This is a genomic window from Vibrio sp. YT-19(2023), assembly GCF_033337395.1.
This window is the reverse complement of the sequence record NZ_JAWOQN010000020.1, coordinates 61,550-81,146: the sequence shown is the minus strand read 5'-3', so window position 1 is coordinate 81,146 and position 19,597 is coordinate 61,550. Positions and strand designations below refer to the sequence as shown.

The following is a 19,597-nucleotide window of genomic DNA, read 5'->3' as shown; positions in this document are numbered from 1 at the left end:
CATGCTATCTATTGAAAACATGAACGTTCGCTTCGATACGCCAGATGGGCAAGTGCAAGCGGTCAGTAATCTCTCCTACTCGATTAAAGCGGGCGAAACTCTTGGGATTGTTGGGGAATCAGGTTCGGGAAAAAGCCAGTCTGTTTTCGCATTAATGGGGTTAACCGCGGATAACGGCGCCGTGTCTGGAAGCGCAATGTTCCACGGTGATGATTTACTCGCGATGTCGAAAAAGCAGCTCAACCGCATCCGTGCAGAGAGAATCGGAATGATCTTTCAAGATCCGATGACGTCACTTAATCCATTCATGAAAATTGGCAAGCAGCTTTGTGAAGTTCTCATGATTCATAAAGGAATGAGCCGAAAACAAGCAAAAATTGAATCGATTCACATGTTGGATGCGGTGCGTATTCCCTCTCCCGAAACTCGGATGAATCAATACCCTCACGAATTATCTGGCGGAATGCGTCAGCGAATCATGATAGCGATGGCGTTGTTGTGTAAGCCCGAGTTGTTAATTGCAGACGAACCAACCACCGCATTAGATGTAACCGTTCAGGCTCAAATTTTGACGCTATTACGAGACTTACAACAAGAGTTCAATACGGCCATTTTACTGATCACTCACGATATGGGCGTCGTCGCCGAGATGTGTGATCGCGTATTGGTCATGTATGGTGGTCAAAAAATGGAGCAATCCGATACGGAGACATTGTTCGCTCAACCTGCGCACCCCTACACTCAAGGCTTGCTAAAGGCAATTCCTTCTATCACTGAAGATATGCCACGTTTACCAACCATCCCAGGTAACCCACCAAGTGCGTTGATTAACCATCAAGGGTGTCCGTTTAGAGAGCGGTGCGAGCATCGAGAGACGCGTTGCCAATACGAAACCCCACGGTTTTCTCCATTAAACACGAGCCAGTCCATTGCCTGTCACGTTAACGCACCCAGTGTTATCACTCCTATTCAAATAAAAGCTTAAGGAGGCGTTATGAATAAAAAAGAAGTCCTCATGTCTGCTCGTGATTTAAACGTCCACTTTCCTGTTTCACGTCATCTTATTCCAAGTCGACGTAAAATCGTGAAAGCGGTCAATGGTATCGACTTAGATGTTTACCGAGGTGAGACACTTGGCATTGTGGGGGAATCAGGCTGCGGAAAATCAACACTTGCACGCGCCTTACTTCGCTTAATTGAACCTACACATGGCGAGTTGACTTGGAAAGGTCAAGACATGCTCGGGTTTAGTAAAAAAGAGCTTTCCTCTCGACGCAGAGAATTTCAGATGGTGTTTCAAGACCCATCCGCTTGTTTGAATCCGAGATTAACCATCTCAGAATGCATCGCCGAACCACTGCTCACCCACGAGCCAAAGCTTAAACAGGCAGAGGTAGAAAAGCGTGTCATCGCTATGATGGATAAAGTGGGTCTCTTGGCGAGCCAGCGAAACCGCTATCCACATGAATTTTCCGGAGGTCAATGCCAGCGTGTGGGCATTGCCAGAGCATTAATTCTCAATCCAGATTTGGTCGTGTGTGATGAACCCGTTAGTGCGCTAGATGTCTCCATACAAGCTCAGGTCATCAATCTTCTAGATGATCTTAAACAAGAAATGGGGTTAACACTGGTGATGATTGCGCATGACTTAAGCGTGGTGCGCCATATCAGCGACCGCGTTATGGTGATGTATCTTGGTAAACCTATGGAAGTAGGACGTTACGATAAAGTATTTGATGATGCACAGCACCCCTACACCAAAGCACTGTTATCTGCTGTCCCGATAGCTAATCCGCAATTAGCACGTGACCGTGAAATACAACTATTGCCCGGCGATCTTCCTTCTCCACTTAACCCACCTAGCGGTTGTGTTTTTCGTACTCGATGCCCAGAAGCCACAGAAGTATGCGGGCAACAGAACCCAATAAAAACAGGCTCGGAGCAGCATCATATCTATTGCTCAAATATGACTTTAGGAACCATTTAATGAACAATACTAACTCAGTAAACCAACGCCTTACGTTATTGCGTGAGGCAATGTCCTTTCACAACGTGTCTGCATATATCGTGACCAACAATGACCCACATAACAGTGAATACTCAGCGGATCATTGGTTAGCGCGAAGCTGGATTTCAGGTTTTACCGGTTCTGCAGGCGATGTCGTCATTACCCAACAAGGTGGTGGCCTGTGGACTGATGGTCGTTACTATATTCAAGCTGAAGAACAGTTACACGGCACAGGGTTGGAACTGTTTAAAGCCAAACAACCAGAAACGCCGACAATTGCCAAATGGCTAGCTACCACGCTCCCAGAAAACAGTATTGTCGCGGTTGACGGGCGCGCCATCAGTTACGCTTTTTATCAAGGCCTCAAACATGCCTTTGAAGCGAAAAGTATTAAGATCATTCTCGACCTGGATTTACTCGCACCGATTTGGCTTGAAAGACCACTTCGCCCAAGTACACCCGTATTCGAGCATCCCACCGCTTTTGCTGGCGTTGACACAGAAAATAAGTTAGCAAGAATCCGTTCTTGGTTATCCGAGAACCAAGTAGATAGCTTATTAGTGTCAACGCTAGATGATGTCATGTGGACAATGAATATTCGAGGTGGTGATACTAATTACTGCCCAGTTTCTGAAGCCTATCTAATCGTAGAGCAATCACTTGCGACACTGTTTATTGATAAAGCCAAACTGCCTCAAGAAGTTGAAAGAGCACTGACCGAGCAGAGTGTACACATTCGCCATTACAGCTACGTAAGTCAGTATTTGAATCAGCAATGTGAGGGATTATCGCTCGCTTTTAGCCCTACCCACACAGACAGCTTATTGGTGAGTTCGATTGAACGGAATGTGAATCTAAAACCAATGGCTTGCCCTGTAACGGCAATGAAGGCCATAAAAAATGAGACCGAACTAACCAGCCTAGAGCAGGCATTAACAGATGATGGTGTGGCAATCGTAAGGTTTATGAACTGGCTAGAAGAGCAAGTTCCAAGCGGATTCGTTACAGAATTGTCTGCTGAGGCACAACTGAACCACTATCGCCGTCAAACCCGACATTATGTGAGTGACAGTTTCCGCACTATCGCAGGCTTCGCAGCTCACGGGGCAAAAATGCATTATGCCGCCGATGAAGAGAGTAATGCGGCGGTCAATGAAAGCAACTTCTTTCTTGTCGATTCTGGTGGCCAATACCTTGGCGGGACAACAGACATCACCCGTACTTTCCACTTCGGGTCACCGACCATTAAGCAGCGCAAAGATTATACCTTGGTGCTCAAAGCGGTCATCCGACTGACTCAGACTCGATTCATGAAAGGCTCTACGGGTGCCAATCTTGATATCATGGCGCGCGGCGTCTTATGGCAACATGGTATTGATTACAAGTGCGGCACTGGACACGGCGTAGGCATTTGCTTGAATGTTCATGAAGGCCCACAAAATTTCTCGCAAAGCCACCGCGAGGTTGAGCTAAAACCGGGTATGGTCATTACTAATGAACCAGGCGTGTATCGCGAAGGTGAGTACGGAGTAAGAATAGAGAACATTCTTAAAGTTGTAGAAGTAGAACAAAATGAGTTCGGCACGTTTTACGGTTTTGAGACCATCACTCTTGCTCCAATTGCGACCAACGCCCTTGATTTATCAATGCTAGATCAAGCAGAGCTAGACTGGCTCAATCATTACCATTCACGAGTCTATCAAGCACTTAGCCCTTTTCTTGATACGCAAGATAAAAACTGGCTTCAACGCACAACCCAACTTATTGAGAAATAGGATATCAGCAAGCTTTATAACGTTTTCATTTTCATCTCAAACTCCTTGTTTGCCAGCCTTCGGGCTGGTTTTTTTTATAGAGATAACGGCGTGAAAAACAAAAACGCCCCGCAATGTTAGCGAGGCGATCAATTAAATTAAAATGATGCAGTTAAAATGCCCTACTGACGACACTTCTGAGCATCAAAATCAACGACGATGGCGGCATTCTCAAAGTCCCCAGAGACTTTAACGTAGCCCCAGTAGTTACTCTGATTTGACAACGTAATACACTCTCCATTACCAATATTATCTGACCACCCGTGAAGATTAGTATCATCCGGCCAACCGGAGTTACTGTATTCAAGCTTTAAGTTACCCGTACCGTTCCCCGTCGTTATCGCCAGATTTAAGCTCTCATTCACCGCTGGCACGCTCAGCCAAATGGTTTGTTGATTTGCCAAGCAAACTGGTTCTCCTGCTGTTAAGCGCCCACCGCTTACTTTACTTTGCACCGCGCAGTCTTGTGGCAATGTGTCATTACCGCCCAACGCTGAGATAACAACAGTATGAGTGGCGGTTGCCGTCAAGCCTTCACTGTCTGTCACACTTAGGCTGACCGAATACTCCCCTTCACTCCCATATTGGTGCGTCGGCTTGGTTTGTGTACTTGTCGAGCCATCACCGAAGTCCCATAAGACGCTGACGATCTTCCCGTTTGGGTCTGTACTGTTTTCACTGCTAAATGTAATGCTTTCACCGACTTTCCCCTTATTGTTTGCGGTTATGACTGCATTAGGTGCACCATTTGAGACAAGGGCTTGCTGCCACTGCTCAAACTCACTTTGATATAAATTCGCCCATTGGGTGATCGTTGCTTTGTAATTGCTCCAATTCCCTTGGCGTGTTTCCACCAGCATTTGGTTTACGTCATCTTTATGATTTTCAAACATAAAACGTACAGCTAAGTACCCCCAACGATAAATTCGATCGACATCAAACCCATCATAAGTAGTCTCGAAAATCTCACTTAAGGTATATGTCGAACCGTCTAGAATCGTCTCAAGTGCTGCTTGGTTGTCATTTTCTTGAGCGACATACTCTGCAATGCCTTCACTCCACCACACTATTTTTTCAGTTGGATGACTAAACCCTCCATAGAGATCAAATCGACCATCTAAGTAATGCACGTATTCGTGCTCTAGGTTCCAGACAAAGTGATCCGCGTTCGCATAAGAGGCTTCATAAGCAATAAAGTTGGGAATATTCCCCGGCTGGGAAGGATCGCCCTCCAAGTACATACCGCCATTGTCAGTACTAATATCGAAAATTGGCCCTGCGTACTTACCATAATCAGTGCTTGAATCGAAGATATTGACTTGGAGCTGAGTGTTGTGGTCATCTTTTACTGGTTGTTCACCAGTTTCTAAAGACTGATGAAAGTAACCCTCTTCGTAGCCCATTTTAGAACATGCGGCCGCGTGTTGCTCTTGCGTCATATTCTGAGACAAAATTCGGATTGTCGGGCTACAAGTATAAGTTTGCGATAGCACCAAGCCTTTTAGCTCAGTTTCGAAATTACAAATTCCGAACTCACTACAATCTGCGTAATATGAGGCGGTGTCCGCCGCCGCAAGCCAAACCGAGTCACCCCGACCATACATTTCATACTGTTCAAAGATTCGACTCAGCTGACTCTTCACAACAGAACTCGCGTTACCCGTATACTTGGTCAGACGCCCGAGCTCTCGCCCCGCATTCGCGGCCATGAACTCATCTTCAGCACCGATTGATGACGCCCTTAGAGCGAAATCGCCTAAAGCTTTGGCAAGGTCCGTTTGGTTGCCAATTATTTGCACAAATGGCTCGTTCCACTGCCCACCAAACAAAATAGTGAAAACACCGTTAACTGCATTGCGCATATACCAGTGCTGGGCGTATTGATCATTCCAACGTGTAAGCCATTGGGTCACTTGCGGTAAGTACGCGTGCTGCAAGCCCGCACTATCCATAGTGATGATGACTTCACTAAGCACTTTGCCGTGACGGTCGCTGTTCTCATAGAAGTTTGCGTTATTAACAAACTCATCCACGGATTCTTTCACCGCTGGTGTGACCCATTCAATAAATGAGATGTTGTCATTGTAAAACTCGGCGTAATAACCCGCGCGTAAGTATAAGAACAACGTTTCTAGTTCATCGCTCCCGCCACCTGTATACCCCTTCGCCAATGTCGTAGTACGCTTCGCAATGTTGTACATATGAGCGGAGCTAAATACCGACTCTTGAATCCGACTTTCAGCAGAGAATAGCTGGTTCACACACGTCGCGCCCTGACTTAAAATTTCGCCGATCAATTGGTTACTGCTTTCGGTAACCAATGCTTCCAAATCACAAGCAGTGCTCGACTCATCAAGGCTTTCAAGTGACTGTACTCGAGTTGCCTTGGAAGGCTGAATAGGGAGAGTTGCGGTTGGTTGGTATTCAACTCGATTGGATTCAACACCGTGTGTATGAGCCGAATGTGCATGTTGCTCTGTAACTTGAGAAACTGGCTCGCTTAACGCAAATACGCCAGTGCTGGTTAATGTTGTCGCAATCGCGACACTCAAAGTCTTCAGTTCCATCTAATTTCTTCTATATTGAGTTTTCCTTAGATGCATTACGTCTTTTGCATCGCCACTGCCCTTATTACTGCAAGAGCATCTCCATATAATCTACTCGCAAGACAAGATGAAACATTTTATTAACAACCAAACGTAGCGGTGTCAGTTTTTGGTACTAGAAGGAACACGGAGTGAGCTTCTAAAATTCGTATTTGTTAAAAAATAGAGATGAGCTAGAGAAGAAACGTGTAGTTAAACGGGTATACCCAGCACGTTAAATGGCCAGGTATACTCCAAAGCGGGTCGGTAAAAATTCGCGAATCAAAGCCCCTGCAGAAGGAATCGGGCAATGGGCGAATACTTTGTAGGTTCTAGGCTGCTTTGTGGTCGAAAAGTGCGGTAATTTGCTCTTTTAACGCGTGCAAAAATTCGGTATTTGGTGTGTTTTCAAGGTACATTTCATACTCTTTAGAGTTATAAAAGTACTCATGTGCAGATGCGTTAAGGATCTTACTAAAAGATAGTGTTTCCAACTCGTCTTCAAGGGAACGACTGCTCAGTTCACCATATCCTAAACCGCTATCCTCAGCGAATTGGGACTCAATGTTGCTGACATATAAAGCACAATCCTTAATACAGAACTCGACATTACTTATACGTTGCTCGATGTCTTTGAGCTGATCACTGTTCCATTTAGACTTCTCTTGCTCAAGCTTATCAATAAGCCCACTTTCACGAAGCCTTGAATTGTTATCTTTAATTCTTAGTAGCTCATCAAGCACTTTATTAAACTCAGTTTCAGCTCTAAGTCTTAAGATTTCCAAATCCTTGGAGAACAGCTTTGCTTTAAGTTCACTCGCTTGGTACAAGCCAGAGATAGCAGCATTTCTTTTAACTCCAAACATAAAAACCCACCCAAAAGATACTTATTAAAAAGTAGCACACAAAAAGCCAGATAGAAGACGCAAGGTTTTCGTCATTAGGCTACATTCTACGAACGACACTCGATTGTAGCGCAATAAACAGAATTTTCATCACCATGAAATACATACTATTTGAATGAAAATCACACAGTTACTTTGATAAAAGTATTTATTTCAGAAAGAGTAAGACGTAAGTATGTGATGATGTATATTGACGCTTCAAAACAAAAAACGCCCACACTCTACTACCCAAGTCAAACACTAATGTCAGAAACTGGACAAATCACTCACTATTTACAGTAATAAGAAGTCACTGTTTCATTGAAAATCAAAGTGTCAACATAAAGATGGGAAGTAACCGAATCATAGACGGCATCGCTGATGAAACGTTAGAATGCCACTACTTTAATAATCTTCCATAATATTTATGACCGACGCTGATATTGAGCTACAACACCTTTGGTTAGAAGTCCAAACCGAACGCTGGCAAAATCTGCCACGCTTTTTATTCAGTTACTACTGCTACAAGCACAACCTTGTCAGTAAAACCAACAAAGTTTGCTGGGAGACGGCACGTGCAAGACTGCCCGCTTCAACATCAATAAAAGAGCGAAAAAAGGCGGTGGTTGAACCGTTAGTCCTCGAGGAAGCCGTGGTTGGGTTATTGAAAGCCATCAGCAAAGATGGGGAAATGACATTTGACGTGATGGGAACCACACTTGATACGTTTTTGCATTATGTTGTGATTAGCAAGGAAGAAAAAGCGCGACTTAAATCAAACATGCCAGCTAGTTGGTATCAGCAATCAAACAAGTCGCCTTTGGCACGTTTCGAGCAAGCTGGCATTAAGCTACCAGAGTGATATGTCAGTCATCGCTGAAGATACACAAAAAAGACAAGCGCCTACAATGAGGCGCATTTGGTCAAAAATTGAGGTACCCCTAAACAAAAGTGCAAAGTGACCAACAAAGAAAAAGTTTGGTTACTCTTGAATGCCTCGAATGCGTACATTACGTCTACGCAAAACTTCTAATGTCACGAGCAAACACACCGACATAAAAATCAACAACGTAGCGACCGCCAATATGGTCGGACTAATTTGCTCTCGAATTCCTGACCACATCTGCCTCGGAACGGTTTTTTGTTCTGCCCCAGTCAGGAATAACGCCACCACAACCTCGTCGAACGAGGTGCCAAAAGCAAACAAGCCGCCAGATATCATCCCCGGACGAATCAGCGGAAAGGTAATGTGTCTGAAAGTATAAACAGGGTTTGCGCCTAAGCTAGCCGCCGCTTTTACCAAGCTATGGTCAAAGCCGCTTAACGTCGCAGTAACGGTAATGACGACAAAAGGCGTACCTAACGCAGCGTGTGCCAAAATGATGCCTAAATAAGTTTGTGATAAGCCAAAGCGTGTGTAGAAAAAGTACATCGCAGCAGCAGAGATAATGACTGGTACGATCATGGGTGAGATCAACAGCGCCATAATCGTATTGCGAAAAGGCAAGTTACTACTTGCTAAACCCAACGCCGCCAGAGTTCCTAGCCCTGTTGCAACGAGTGTCGCCATAAAAGCAATAAACGTGCTGTTTTTCAGCGCCAACAGCCACTGATCACTAGTAAACATTTCTTGATACCAGCGAGTAGAATACGCTGCCGAGTCAAGGTTTAACATCCCCTCGGTAAAAGTAAAGTAAGGCGTTGCATTAAACGATAACGGGATGATGGTCAGAATTGGAGCGATTAAAAAGAACAGCACCACCCCACAAAAAGCTAAGTAACCTGCGTAAGCAACTCGCTCTACTTTTGATGCATAGTTTGGTAATGCCATGGTTATCCCCCTACCTTAAGGTTGTTAATGCCAACCACACGGTTGAACATATAAAACAGAACCAGTACAACGAACAAAAGCAGTCCACCCAATGCGCCAGCCATCCCCCAGTTCAGTGATGTCTGCATATGATAGGCAATCATATTGGAGATCATCTGTCCGCTTCTTCCACCAACCAAAGCAGGCGTAATGTAGAAGCCAATAGAAAGAATGAAAGTAAGCAAGGCCCCCGCACCTATACCCGGTAACGTAAGCGGCATATAAACTTTGATGAACGCAATGAAAGGCGTCGCGCCTAGAGAACGAGCGGCTCGGAAATAAGTTGGGCTAATTCCTTTCATTACGCTATACAGAGGCAGGATCATAAAAGGCAACAGAATGTGCACCATAGACACCACCGTTCCGAAGGTATTGTGAATCATCTGAATTCGCTCAGAAGTAAAACCCGACCAAATAAGGAGATCATTAATGACCCCTTGGTTTTGCAGCAGAACAATCCAAGACGTGGTTCTGACTAACAATGATGTCCAAAATGGCAGCAGCACAATAATTAAAAGTAAGTTCGCGCGCTTATCAGGTAAATTGGCAAGCAGGTAAGCAACGGGGTACGCCATCACCAAACAAGTTAAGGTGATTGAAATAGACATCCAAAAAGTTTTAAAGAAAAGGTCGACGTATATTTGGCGTTTTTCTGGTTGGGGCTCAATGTCTCCAAACTCATTCACTTGCAAGTCTAGCGCTGCAAGATAATGACTGAATGTTAATGCGCCACTAAGATTCTTAAACGCCGCCCAATATTTAGGATTAGCCCAACGCTTATCCAGCTTAGCTAGTTGTGTCACCGAGCTCGGCAGCGACGTCAAACGAGACAACTTTCTGCCGGTTTTCATGAGTAAACTGCGCATACCAGACTCTTCAATATTCATCCGGTTGGCTATTTTCGGTAGCTCTTTGCTTTGATAAAGCGCAAGTACCTCAACAGAGAATGCCTCAATGACTTCTTGATGAGGCTGACCTTGATAATCCCAACTTTCTAAGGCTTGAATAGTTTGTGGTAGTGACAGGGATATTTCTCGGTTATCCACGCTTCGATAAAGCATGTCGAGGATAGGAAAAGCAAACGTAAGCAGAATAAAACACACCAATGGCGTTGTGAGCATAATGGAGCGAAGCTTTTTTCGGCGCTCGGCCTTTTGCAACTGCGCTTTCAGATTGGTTTCTTGCTCATGAACTTGGCGTTCGATTTCCAATACAGAATCTAATGCGGTTAGCTCTCGACTCATGCTGCTACCTCGCTACTTTGAGTTTGTGTCCCATCAAGAGCATGGCAATCGTCACTTTGCCAACCAATACGACAAATTGAGCCAGGCGTTAACTGCAAGTGTTTACGATTATCGTTAGGTACTTTAACGATGAAGTGACCAACGCTCTCTACTTCGACGACCAGACGATAATGATCACCGTGATAAATCAATTCTCGTAGGACGCCCGAGACTTGGTTCTCGCAAGACGCTTTCTCTGGTTGAATAACAATCTTTTCTGGTCGAATGGAAAGTGTTGTTCTCTGCCCTTGCTCAGAGACTCTGACAGGTTTCGCAGTAAATAACTCTTTCCCAACGAGCACTTGGCAATACTTTCCGTTCCACTCTTTGACTAAACCTGAGAGTTGGTTGTTTTCTCCGATAAACTGCGCAACAAACGTATTACTCGGAGATTCATAAAGCTCGGTTGGTGTCGCGAGTTGTTGCACTTCACCGTGATTAAAAACCGCAATACGGTCGGACATAGTGAGAGCTTCGTCTTGATCGTGCGTCACATACAAAATGGTAATGCCAAGCTTTTCATGCAAATGTTTAATTTCCATCTGCATTTGCTCACGCAGCTGCTTATCTAACGCGCCTAGTGGTTCATCCATCAATACGAGTTTAGGCTCAAACACTAATGCTCGCGCTAACGCAACACGCTGTTGTTGACCACCTGATAACTGCTTCGGGTATCGAGTCGCAACATGCTCAAGCTCGACCATTTCTAATACACTCTGAACTTTGCTTTGAATCGTGTCACTGTCGAGTTTTCGCACCTTTAAAGGAAACGCAAGATTCTCAGCAATGGTCATATGTGGAAACAACGCATAGTTTTGAAACACCATACCAATATCGCGCTTGTGCGGCGCGAGATGATTGACAGGAACGCCATCGATATAAATGTCTCCACCGGTCGCAGTTTCAAAGCCTGCTAGCATCATCAAGCAAGTGGTCTTGCCCGATCCTGACGGCCCCAACATAGTAACGAACTCTCCAGGAGCAATATCTAAGTTGAAGTCTTTCACCACCAAATTCGTGCCATCGTAGGTTTTCTTAACGTGTTGAAAGCTGACATAGTCCTTGTTTTCCGTGCTCATGACTTCCCTCTTCTCATTTTTTGAATATTACGAATGAGTAGAGCGTCAGTTAACGCTCTACTAAACAGCACAATTACAGATTGTATTTGGATAGGTCTAAGCGGGTTTCTAACGCGTGTTCAACCATTTGAATGACTTGTTGACGCTCTTCACCTTGTAAGAGTTGGCGTGGCGCACGAACTTGTTCAGAGCCACGTCCGCAGACTTGCTCGGCCAATTTTATGCACTGAACCAGCGTAGGAATGGTGTCTAAACGCAGTAGGGGTAAGAACCAACGGTAGATCTCTAACGCTTCAGCATAACGACCTTGGCTTGCCAGTTTATAAATCGCAACGGACTCTTCTGGGAATGCGTTGGTTAAACCAGAAATCCAGCCGGTCGCACCTAGCATCAATGATTCAAGAGCGATGTCATCAACACCACTGAACACGGTAAAGCGGTCATCAAATTTATTGTAAAGCTCGGTGATACGACGAGTATCAGTGGTCGACTCTTTGATAGCTACAATACTTTCAAACTCAGCCAGTTTCGCCATGATGTCGAGGTTTACATCTACACCATAAGCAACCGGGTTGTTGTAAATCATGATTGGCATTTCTGGCGTTGCTTCTGCTAGAGCGCGGTAATATTCGAACGTTTCGCTCTCAGACGTGCGGTAAACCATGGCAGGCATCACCATACAACCATCGATACCAATTTTGTACGCATCCTGCATGTAATCAACAGCTGCTGTGGTAATAGACTCTGCTGTACCAGCAATCAAAGGCACACGGCCATTTACGACTTCTTTTGCCGCTTGCAAGACCTGGCGTTTCTCCTCCGGGTACAACGCGCAGTTCTCACCGACGGTACCCAAGCAGATAATGCCATTCACACCATCTTTAATCTGGTTGTCTATAACGGTTTGCGTTGCGTCTAAGTCGATTGACTGATCTTGACGAAATTGCGTACTGACCGCCGGATAAACACCTTTCCAATCAATTTTCATGAACTACTTTCCTTATATGTATATTGTATGCAATTTAAATGAACGAGCGAAAATGCTCAGACATGGCTATCTATGCCATTTTCTAACAACACCGCCTTTACAGCGGCCAAATCAGCCAAAGCACTGCCAACTGATTTGTATAAAGTAATGACCTCATCGTTTTGACGTACTGAGATTTGTTGGGCGCAAAGCTGCGGTAATTCCCCTTTGATATCGTCTGACGTGAATACGCCCTCTTGAATTGGAATGAGAAGATCGCCCGCTTCGGCTAATACATTAATACGGCTATCAACATACACCTGTGCTCGTTGCACTGCTTTAGAGTCGCATTCACGCTTGTCCAAGTCATGATTACCGACCAAATCAATATGGGTGCCCGGCTGCACGTCTGCGCCATTAAACAAAGGCTCTGCTGATGCAGTAATACAGCTGATGATGTCAACGTGTTTGATAACGTGGTCCACTTTTTCTACGACTGAAACGCGAAACCGACGCTCATCAGGAAGCGACTGATACTCTGAAGATGACACAATGGCATCTACCGTCGCCTCGGCTTTATCTGAGTTACGCCCCCAAATATAAACCTGCTTAAGTGGGCGAACCGCAGCGTATGCCCACGCAAAATAAGGCGCAAGATTGCCCGTTCCGCAGATCAACAGACGATCAGCATCGGGACGCGCCAAATAGTCCGCTGCCAACGCAGAAGCTGCGGCGGTGCGCCAAAACGTTAAAACTTTACCGTCCACGAGTGCGAGCGGCTCACCATCGTTTCGTCTAAAAACAAGCAGCTTAGATGCAAGCGTATCTTTGCCTTGCTCAGGGTTATGCGGGAAATACGTAAAGGCTTTCACCGCAATTAACTCCTGGTTCCAAGCTGGAAGTAGCGCAAACGCCTCGTATTCTCCCTCTTCTAAGGGCATGACTCGGCGTTGAGGTATTGTTGCTGGCCGCGAGTACATTTCACGCATCGTTTCAATAAGAGACTTCATTGTTAAACATTGCGCGACTTGCTGTGCTTCGATGACTTTCATCATTTCTCCGAAAACATAAATACAGTTGAGGAAAAGTACGGAACCTCGCTTATGGATGAAAACTCGGCCTCATACAAAAATTAACGCCTAGTTAAGCAGCCAGGTGTTGAACTCTTCATTGAGTTCATCAGCGTAGTCTGACCACCATTCATCGTTAATCAGGAAGGCGGTTTGGAAGTTTTGAGGTGCGGTAGGAAGGTTCGCTAAAATGTCTGGGTTCACCTCCGCCGAAGACGACTTACGCGTAGGCCCATAGGCAACGTACTTAGCTTGATCAGCTAATGGTTTTGTTCCTGAAGAAAAAGCAATGAAGTCCAATGCAAGCTTTGTGTTCTCACTCCCTTTAGGTATCGCCCATCCATTCATGTAACCCATTTGACGGTCCCATATAATCCGAAATGGTTGACCTTCATCTTTACGGGCATTGTGGATTCGGCCGTTAAACGCCGAGGCGATCACCACTTCTTTATCTGCAAGCATTTGAGGTGGCTGGGCACCTGTTGTCCACCACAGCACTTCTGATTTGATCGTATCCAACTTAGCAAAAGCACGCTCACGCCCCGCTTCGGTTTCGAGCAGGCTGTAGACCTCTTCTGGCTTTACACCATCAGCCAATAGTGCCCACTCAAGATTGCCCTGAGGTTGTTTTTGCAATGCACGTCGACCTGGAAAAGTTTTTAGGTCAAAAAGATCGGTCAACTTGCTAGGCAAAGCCTTACCTTTAAACGCGTCTTCGTTCACCGCTAATACTGTGGACACAACGATGGTATTGATTGCGCATTCGTGAATCGCACCATCAATGAAATCCTCTTGTGCTGGTGTTCCATCTGCGCCCGGAGGCAAAATACTTGGGCTCACTGGTTCTAGTAACCCTTCGGCGCAACCACGAACAATGTCTGGCTTGTCGAGAGAAACCAAATCCCAGCGCACGTTGTTCGCTTCCACCTGTGCTTTAATTTCAGCTAATCCGCCGCTGAAATCCTCGGATACGATCTCAACACCTGTTTTTTTAATGAAAGGCTTATGATATGCCTCCACTTGGCTCTTGGTGAATGCACCACCCCAAGATACGACCGTCAATTTGTCTTCAGCATAAGCAGAGGCCCCCAACAGCATTCCTGAAATCAACAGCGCCAATGGTGCTTTGGTCATTCGTGACATGTTTTACTCCTTTTGGTTGTTTTTCTGGAGGCATCCGAGTACGGCTGTTGGACACCATTTTTGTTAAAATTAAGTTAACATTAGCATTTAATATATTTTATACAATATTTAATATTAAATTTTTCAGGCGAATCGTTGTAATGAAAAAGGTGATAGATCAATCGATGTCGGCTTTCCTTCGATAAGCTCTAAAAGGAGATCTGCCGTAATCGCCGCTTGAGTTAATCCAAGGTGTTGGTGGCCAAATGCCAGTAATACATTTCCATCCCAAATGCTATCAATAACCGGTAACGAGTCGACTGTTGAAGGCCGATTACCCATCCACTTTTCTCCTTGCTTGAGTGGATTTAACTCCGATTCAAACATCTCATCACCTAACTGAAAAAGCATTTCTGAACGTTTCATATTGGGTAGTGATTCTACATCGGCATACTCAACAGTGCCTGCCAAGCGTAGCCCGCCAGACATCGGAGTCATGATGAATTTTCTATCTGCAGAGCTAATAGGAAATGGCAGTACATCACGCTTGTCATCCACCATTAGGTGATAACCACGCTCGGCTTGAATAGGCACTTTGACTCCGGTTAGCTGCCGTATCAAAGGCTTAGAATGTACACCAGCAGCAACAATGATTCGGTCAAATGAATACGTTTGAGACTCAACCAGCACCTCGCCATTTTTCGCCAACGCAGATACATCTTTTTGTAAAACCTTACCGCCAATAACTTCAAAAGCTTCACTTAGCTCAACACAGAGCTGATAGGGGTCTAGCGTATGACCTGTATCGGGAAAAAAGACGCCGACACGAACCTTATGGCTGAGATCAGGTATCCGCTCTCGAATCTCCTCTTGTGTCCAAACTTGATACGCCACACCGTTTTTAGCCAGTGAGTTAAGCGTGCTTTGATAATTCTGAAACAGTTTCTCGTTTTCAAAAGTGAGCAATGAACCACTCATTTTTATTAGATGCGCTTTTCCGATTGAATCAAGCACGCCACGCCAACTTGCCACTGACCGCTCGTTAAGACTCTTAATCGCGTTTTTTGCCCGCTCCGCGGCTGATGGCTTGGTTTGTAATAGAAAACGAATCATCCACCCGATTGTGTTTGGAATATCTTGCCAACGGATCGAAACCGGACTTTTGGGATCTAGCAGCATTTTAGGTAATTGTGGAAGCAGCGCTGGCGTTGCAAGAGGGAAGATTTGCTCAGTCGCGATATGGCCTGCATTTCCCTTAGAGCATCCATTCCCCACGCCATTGGGATCAAAAATCGTGACTTGATAACCTTGCTGCTGCAATTTCAAGCCAATTGATAAGCCAATAATCCCCGCACCTATCACAGCGATCCTTTCCTTTTTAGTTTCATCCTTGACCAACATAAATATGCTCCGAGTCACACTTGAAAACGTAGATTGTATACAATATATTTTACATTACGTTAACATCACTATTGTTTAATTCAACCATTTTTTCAGCAAGGAGCGAAAAATGAGACAAGGAACTTTTTTCTGTATTGATGCCCACACCTGCGGCAACCCAGTTAGGCTGGTAGCAGGCGGTGTGCCTCCACTCGAAGGCAATACCATGAGCGAAAAGCGCCAATACTTTCTTGAGCATTATGATTGGATTCGTCAGGCACTCATGTTTGAGCCTCGCGGACACTCAATGATGTCGGGGTCCGTTGTCTTGCCTCCTTGCAGCGATAACGCAGACGCTTCAATTCTGTTTATTGAAACCAGTGGCTGCTTACCAATGTGTGGCCACGGCACCATTGGAACCGTCACTACCGCTATCGAGAATCGCCTTATCACTCCCAAAAAAGAAGGCCGTTTGATACTTGATGTCCCAGCAGGACAAATCGAAGTGCACTACCAAACAAAAGGTGACAAGGTCACGTCGGTGAAGATATTTAACGTACCAGCTTACCTTGCCCACCAAGACGTAACCGTGGACATAGAGGGCTTAGGTGAGCTCACTGTCGATGTTGCTTATGGCGGAAACTATTACGTAATCGTCGATCCTCAAGAAAACTACGCCGGACTTGAACACTACTCTCCAGATGAAATTTTGATGCTTTCACCAAAAGTTCGCGAAGCGGTATCTCGAGCGGTTGAGTGCGTACATCCAAAAGATCCAACAGTGTGCGGTGTTTCTCACGTGCTATGGACCGGAGAGCCCACTCAAGAAAACGCCACCGCCCGAAATGCTGTGTTTTACGGCGACAAAGCGTTGGATCGTTCGCCATGTGGTACGGGAACAAGTGCACGTATGGCGCAATGGCATGCAAGAGGCAAACTCAATCAAGGGGAAGACTTTGTTCACGAAAGTATCATCGGCAGCCTATTTCAAGGACGTATAGAAGGCATCACCGAAGTGAATGGCAAAGCCGCTATTTTGCCAAGCATTGAAGGATGGGCACAAATATACGGTCACAACACGATATGGGTAGACGATGAAGACCCATATGCGTACGGATTTGAAGTGAAGTAATAAGGATAGTAAGGAAGAATGATGACCCCACAAGAACCAACCACTTTTTACGCAGTCAACGCCTTTACTGGTGAGCCTCTACCTATAGCGTTTCCGGTACATGGAGAGCAAGAAGTTAATCAAGCCTCCTCAGCCGCCCAAAGCGTTGCGCGTGAGTTTCGCCAACTAAGCAATGCAAAGCGAGCGAGCTTACTTTGCTCTATCGCCTCTGAATTGGAAGTGAAGAGTGAAGAAATCGTTGCTCGTGCTCATTTAGAAACTGCCCTTCCCGAAGCACGTTTAAGCGGTGAAATAGGACGTACCGCGAGCCAATTAAGACTATTTGCCGAGGTTGTGAGATCGGGTAATCACCATCAAGCAATTTTCGATACGCCAAACCCAAACCGTCAACCACTGCCAAAACCAGATATTCGCCGTCAACAAATCGCAATTGGCCCTGTCGCCGTGTTTGGTGCGTCTAATTTTCCGCTCGCATTTTCTACGGCAGGTGGTGATACGGCTTCGGCACTGGCAGCTGGCTGTCCTGTGATTGTAAAAGGCCATACCGCCCACCCTGGCACCAGTCAACTTGTTGCTGAGTGTATTGAGGCTGCACTTGAGAAAGAGTGCTTACCGCAAGCCATCTTCACGCTATTGCAAGGTAACAAACGTGCACTTGGCCAAGCACTCGTTACCCATCCAAAAATTAAAGGGGTTGGGTTTACAGGTTCAGTCGGTGGTGGCCGTGCGCTGTTCAATCTAGCCCAGCAAAGACCAGAGCCAATCCCCTTCTATGGCGAACTAGGGGCGATTAATCCAACATTTATTCTCCCTTCAGCCATACGGGCAAACGCATCATTGGCTGAAGAATTTGTGGCTTCTATGACTTTGGGCTGTGGACAATTTTGTACAAAACCAGGCGTTGTATTTGTCTTGAATAGCCCAGAAACGCAAGCCTTTATCGAAATCGCTCAAGGGTTAATTCGACAACAATCAACGGCCACTTTGCTAACGCAAGGAATCCGAGAAACGTATGAATCCGAAGTGGATAAGCGAGCTTCCGAAACAGGCATTAACGTCACTCGTTCTGAACAAGCAGAAGCGACCAATGTCTCACCAGCACTGTTCGTGACGGACAGTAAAAACTGGCGTGAAAACCCGCAATGGGAGGAAGAAATATTTGGTCCTCAATCGTTAATCGTAATCTGTGAAGATTTCGATGACATGTTGAAACTGAGTGATTCACTGACTGGATCGCTCACCGCAACCCTTCACGCTACCGCTGAAGACGAAGAACAAGCCAAGCAACTGCTTCCAAGTTTGGAAGAAATCGCCGGACGCCTTGTATTCAACGGTTGGCCAACTGGCGTCGAGGTTGGTTACGCTATGGTTCATGGTGGACCATATCCGGCTTCAACCAATTCTGCCTCAACATCTGTCGGTGCGGAGGCTATTCATCGTTGGTTGCGTCCGGTCTCTTATCAAGCTTTGCCAGAATCTTTATTGCCGGATTCATTAAAAGCGTCGAACCCACTGGGTATCCAACGCGCCATAGATGGCAGTGTGTCCCAATAAGCCCACCAAATGGCTCAAAAAGGCATCAACTGATGCCTTTTATTTCACTCTACTTCTCAAAACCTTCTTTCCTAGTTGGTTTGTGCCAGAAAAACAATAAACTACTAAAGTAAAATGGATTGGATACAATATTAATTTCACGGGAGACTTCAATGTCACAGAAACCTGTTTTTAAAACGCGCACTCAGCTCGTTGAGGAAGCAATTCGAACTCAGATCTTGAAGGGCGAGTTAAAAACTGGTCAACCTTTACGTCAAGATGCGTTAGCAAAAGAGTTTAATGTTAGCCGAATTCCTGTGCGTGAAGCGTTAGTTCAATTGGAAGCACAAGGACTCGTTAGCTTTGAACCTCACAAAGGTGCGACGGTCACTGAGCTATCTCCAGAGAAAATCAATGAGCTATTTGAACTGCGCGCTGTCGTGGAATGCCACATTTTAGAGCGCGCGATTCAAAATATGACAGACGCTGACCTTGAACGCGCGCGCGAAGTTCGCGAACGTTTCGAGTCAGTAGTGAACAGTGGCGACGAAGTAGAAGAATGGAGCAACTACAACTACGAGTTCCACAAAGCCCTATATGCGCCAGCCAACATGCCTGAAACTATGGACGTCATTTACAACCTGAACACAAAGTGTGACCGATACATACGCATGCAGCTATTGTTTACTACAGGCATTAAAAAGGCAGAAGAAGAGCACTTAAGCTTGTTTGAAATGTGCCAAAATCGCGATATCGAAGGCGCCAAGTACCTACTGAAAAAGCACATTCTAGAAGCAGGCACAGCGATTCGAAACCTGCTGCTTGAAAGGCAAAATATCAGCCAGTAAACGGAATAACGAATAAGGTGAT

General features: G+C 45.5%; 16 protein-coding genes. 7 read left to right on the top strand and 9 right to left on the bottom strand.

Translation table 11 applies throughout. The features are described 5' to 3' along the window. Position 1: 1 nt before the first annotated feature. The 3 genes from R7E78_RS15780 to R7E78_RS15770 are packed head-to-tail and all read left to right on the top strand — an operon-like array spanning position 2 to position 3,783. Positions 2-985, top strand: coding sequence for an ABC transporter ATP-binding protein (locus R7E78_RS15780; RefSeq protein ID WP_225466654.1), 984 nt, complete (start codon positions 2-4; stop codon positions 983-985). A gap of 9 nt (positions 986-994) precedes the next feature. After that, positions 995-1,987, top strand: coding sequence for an ABC transporter ATP-binding protein (locus R7E78_RS15775; RefSeq protein ID WP_064353857.1), 993 nt, complete (start codon positions 995-997; stop codon positions 1,985-1,987). After that, positions 1,987-3,783, top strand: a complete 1,797-nt coding sequence (locus R7E78_RS15770; RefSeq protein ID WP_171344736.1) for an aminopeptidase P family protein — start codon at positions 1,987-1,989, stop codon at positions 3,781-3,783. The genes R7E78_RS15775 and R7E78_RS15770 overlap by 1 nt, the downstream gene beginning before the upstream one ends. Before the next feature lie 161 nt (positions 3,784-3,944). On the opposite strand, the gene R7E78_RS15765 is transcribed toward R7E78_RS15770, so the two are convergent. After that, positions 3,945-6,389: a collagenase gene (locus tag R7E78_RS15765; protein ID WP_258476687.1), complete on the bottom strand. Its 2,445-nt coding sequence runs from the start codon at positions 6,387-6,389 to the stop codon at positions 3,945-3,947. Between the two features lie 350 nt (positions 6,390-6,739). Further along, positions 6,740-7,273 carry a hypothetical protein gene (locus R7E78_RS15760; protein ID WP_054574080.1) on the bottom strand — a complete coding sequence of 178 codons (534 nt, stop codon included), beginning with the start codon at positions 7,271-7,273 and terminating at the stop codon, positions 6,740-6,742. Positions 7,274-7,718: 445 nt separating this feature from the next. Between R7E78_RS15760 and R7E78_RS15755 the strand changes: the two genes are divergently transcribed. Further along, complete coding sequence (locus tag R7E78_RS15755) at positions 7,719-8,153, top strand: hypothetical protein (RefSeq protein WP_258457678.1); 435 nt, start codon at positions 7,719-7,721, stop codon at positions 8,151-8,153. 120 nt (positions 8,154-8,273) lie between these two features. Here the strand turns inward: R7E78_RS15755 and R7E78_RS15750 are convergent, their stop codons facing one another. The 7 genes from R7E78_RS15750 to R7E78_RS15720 all read right to left on the bottom strand — a co-directional run bounded on the left by R7E78_RS15750 (position 8,274) and on the right by R7E78_RS15720 (position 16,083). Next, positions 8,274-9,122, bottom strand: coding sequence for an ABC transporter permease (locus tag R7E78_RS15750; protein ID WP_171344739.1), 849 nt, complete (start codon positions 9,120-9,122; stop codon positions 8,274-8,276). Positions 9,123-9,124: 2 nt separating this feature from the next. Then, positions 9,125-10,405, bottom strand: a complete 1,281-nt coding sequence (locus R7E78_RS15745) for an ABC transporter permease (protein WP_171344740.1) — start codon at positions 10,403-10,405, stop codon at positions 9,125-9,127. Beyond that, a complete protein-coding gene (locus R7E78_RS15740) occupies positions 10,402-11,523 on the bottom strand; it encodes an ABC transporter ATP-binding protein (RefSeq protein ID WP_048626301.1) in 1,122 nt (373 codons plus the stop codon). The genes R7E78_RS15745 and R7E78_RS15740 overlap by 4 nt, the downstream gene beginning before the upstream one ends. A gap of 73 nt (positions 11,524-11,596) precedes the next feature. Further along, a complete protein-coding gene (locus R7E78_RS15735; protein WP_132936606.1) occupies positions 11,597-12,511 on the bottom strand; it encodes a dihydrodipicolinate synthase family protein in 915 nt (304 codons plus the stop codon). 56 nt (positions 12,512-12,567) lie between these two features. After that, positions 12,568-13,542 (bottom strand): ornithine cyclodeaminase family protein, encoded by a 975-nt coding sequence (locus R7E78_RS15730; protein ID WP_054577903.1) that lies wholly within the window; start codon positions 13,540-13,542, stop codon positions 12,568-12,570. An 87-nt stretch (positions 13,543-13,629) separates the two neighbouring features. Beyond that, positions 13,630-14,703, bottom strand: coding sequence for a polyamine ABC transporter substrate-binding protein (locus R7E78_RS15725; protein ID WP_005377854.1), 1,074 nt, complete (start codon positions 14,701-14,703; stop codon positions 13,630-13,632). Between the two features lie 123 nt (positions 14,704-14,826). Beyond that, positions 14,827-16,083, bottom strand: a complete 1,257-nt coding sequence (locus R7E78_RS15720) for an FAD-dependent oxidoreductase (protein WP_318058040.1) — start codon at positions 16,081-16,083, stop codon at positions 14,827-14,829. Between the two features lie 109 nt (positions 16,084-16,192). Here R7E78_RS15720 and R7E78_RS15715 point away from each other — a divergent pair, with 109 nt between their 5' ends. From R7E78_RS15715 to R7E78_RS15705, 3 genes are all read left to right on the top strand, one after another. Next, positions 16,193-17,194 carry a 4-hydroxyproline epimerase gene (locus tag R7E78_RS15715; protein ID WP_171342701.1) on the top strand — a complete coding sequence of 334 codons (1,002 nt, stop codon included), beginning with the start codon at positions 16,193-16,195 and terminating at the stop codon, positions 17,192-17,194. A 21-nt stretch (positions 17,195-17,215) separates the two neighbouring features. Continuing rightward, entirely contained in the window at positions 17,216-18,748 is a 1,533-nt protein-coding gene (locus R7E78_RS15710; RefSeq protein WP_171342760.1) for an aldehyde dehydrogenase (NADP(+)), read from the top strand. Positions 18,749-18,900: 152 nt separating this feature from the next. Then, a complete protein-coding gene (locus tag R7E78_RS15705; protein ID WP_005377862.1) occupies positions 18,901-19,575 on the top strand; it encodes a GntR family transcriptional regulator in 675 nt (224 codons plus the stop codon). Positions 19,576-19,597: the final 22 nt, after the last annotated feature.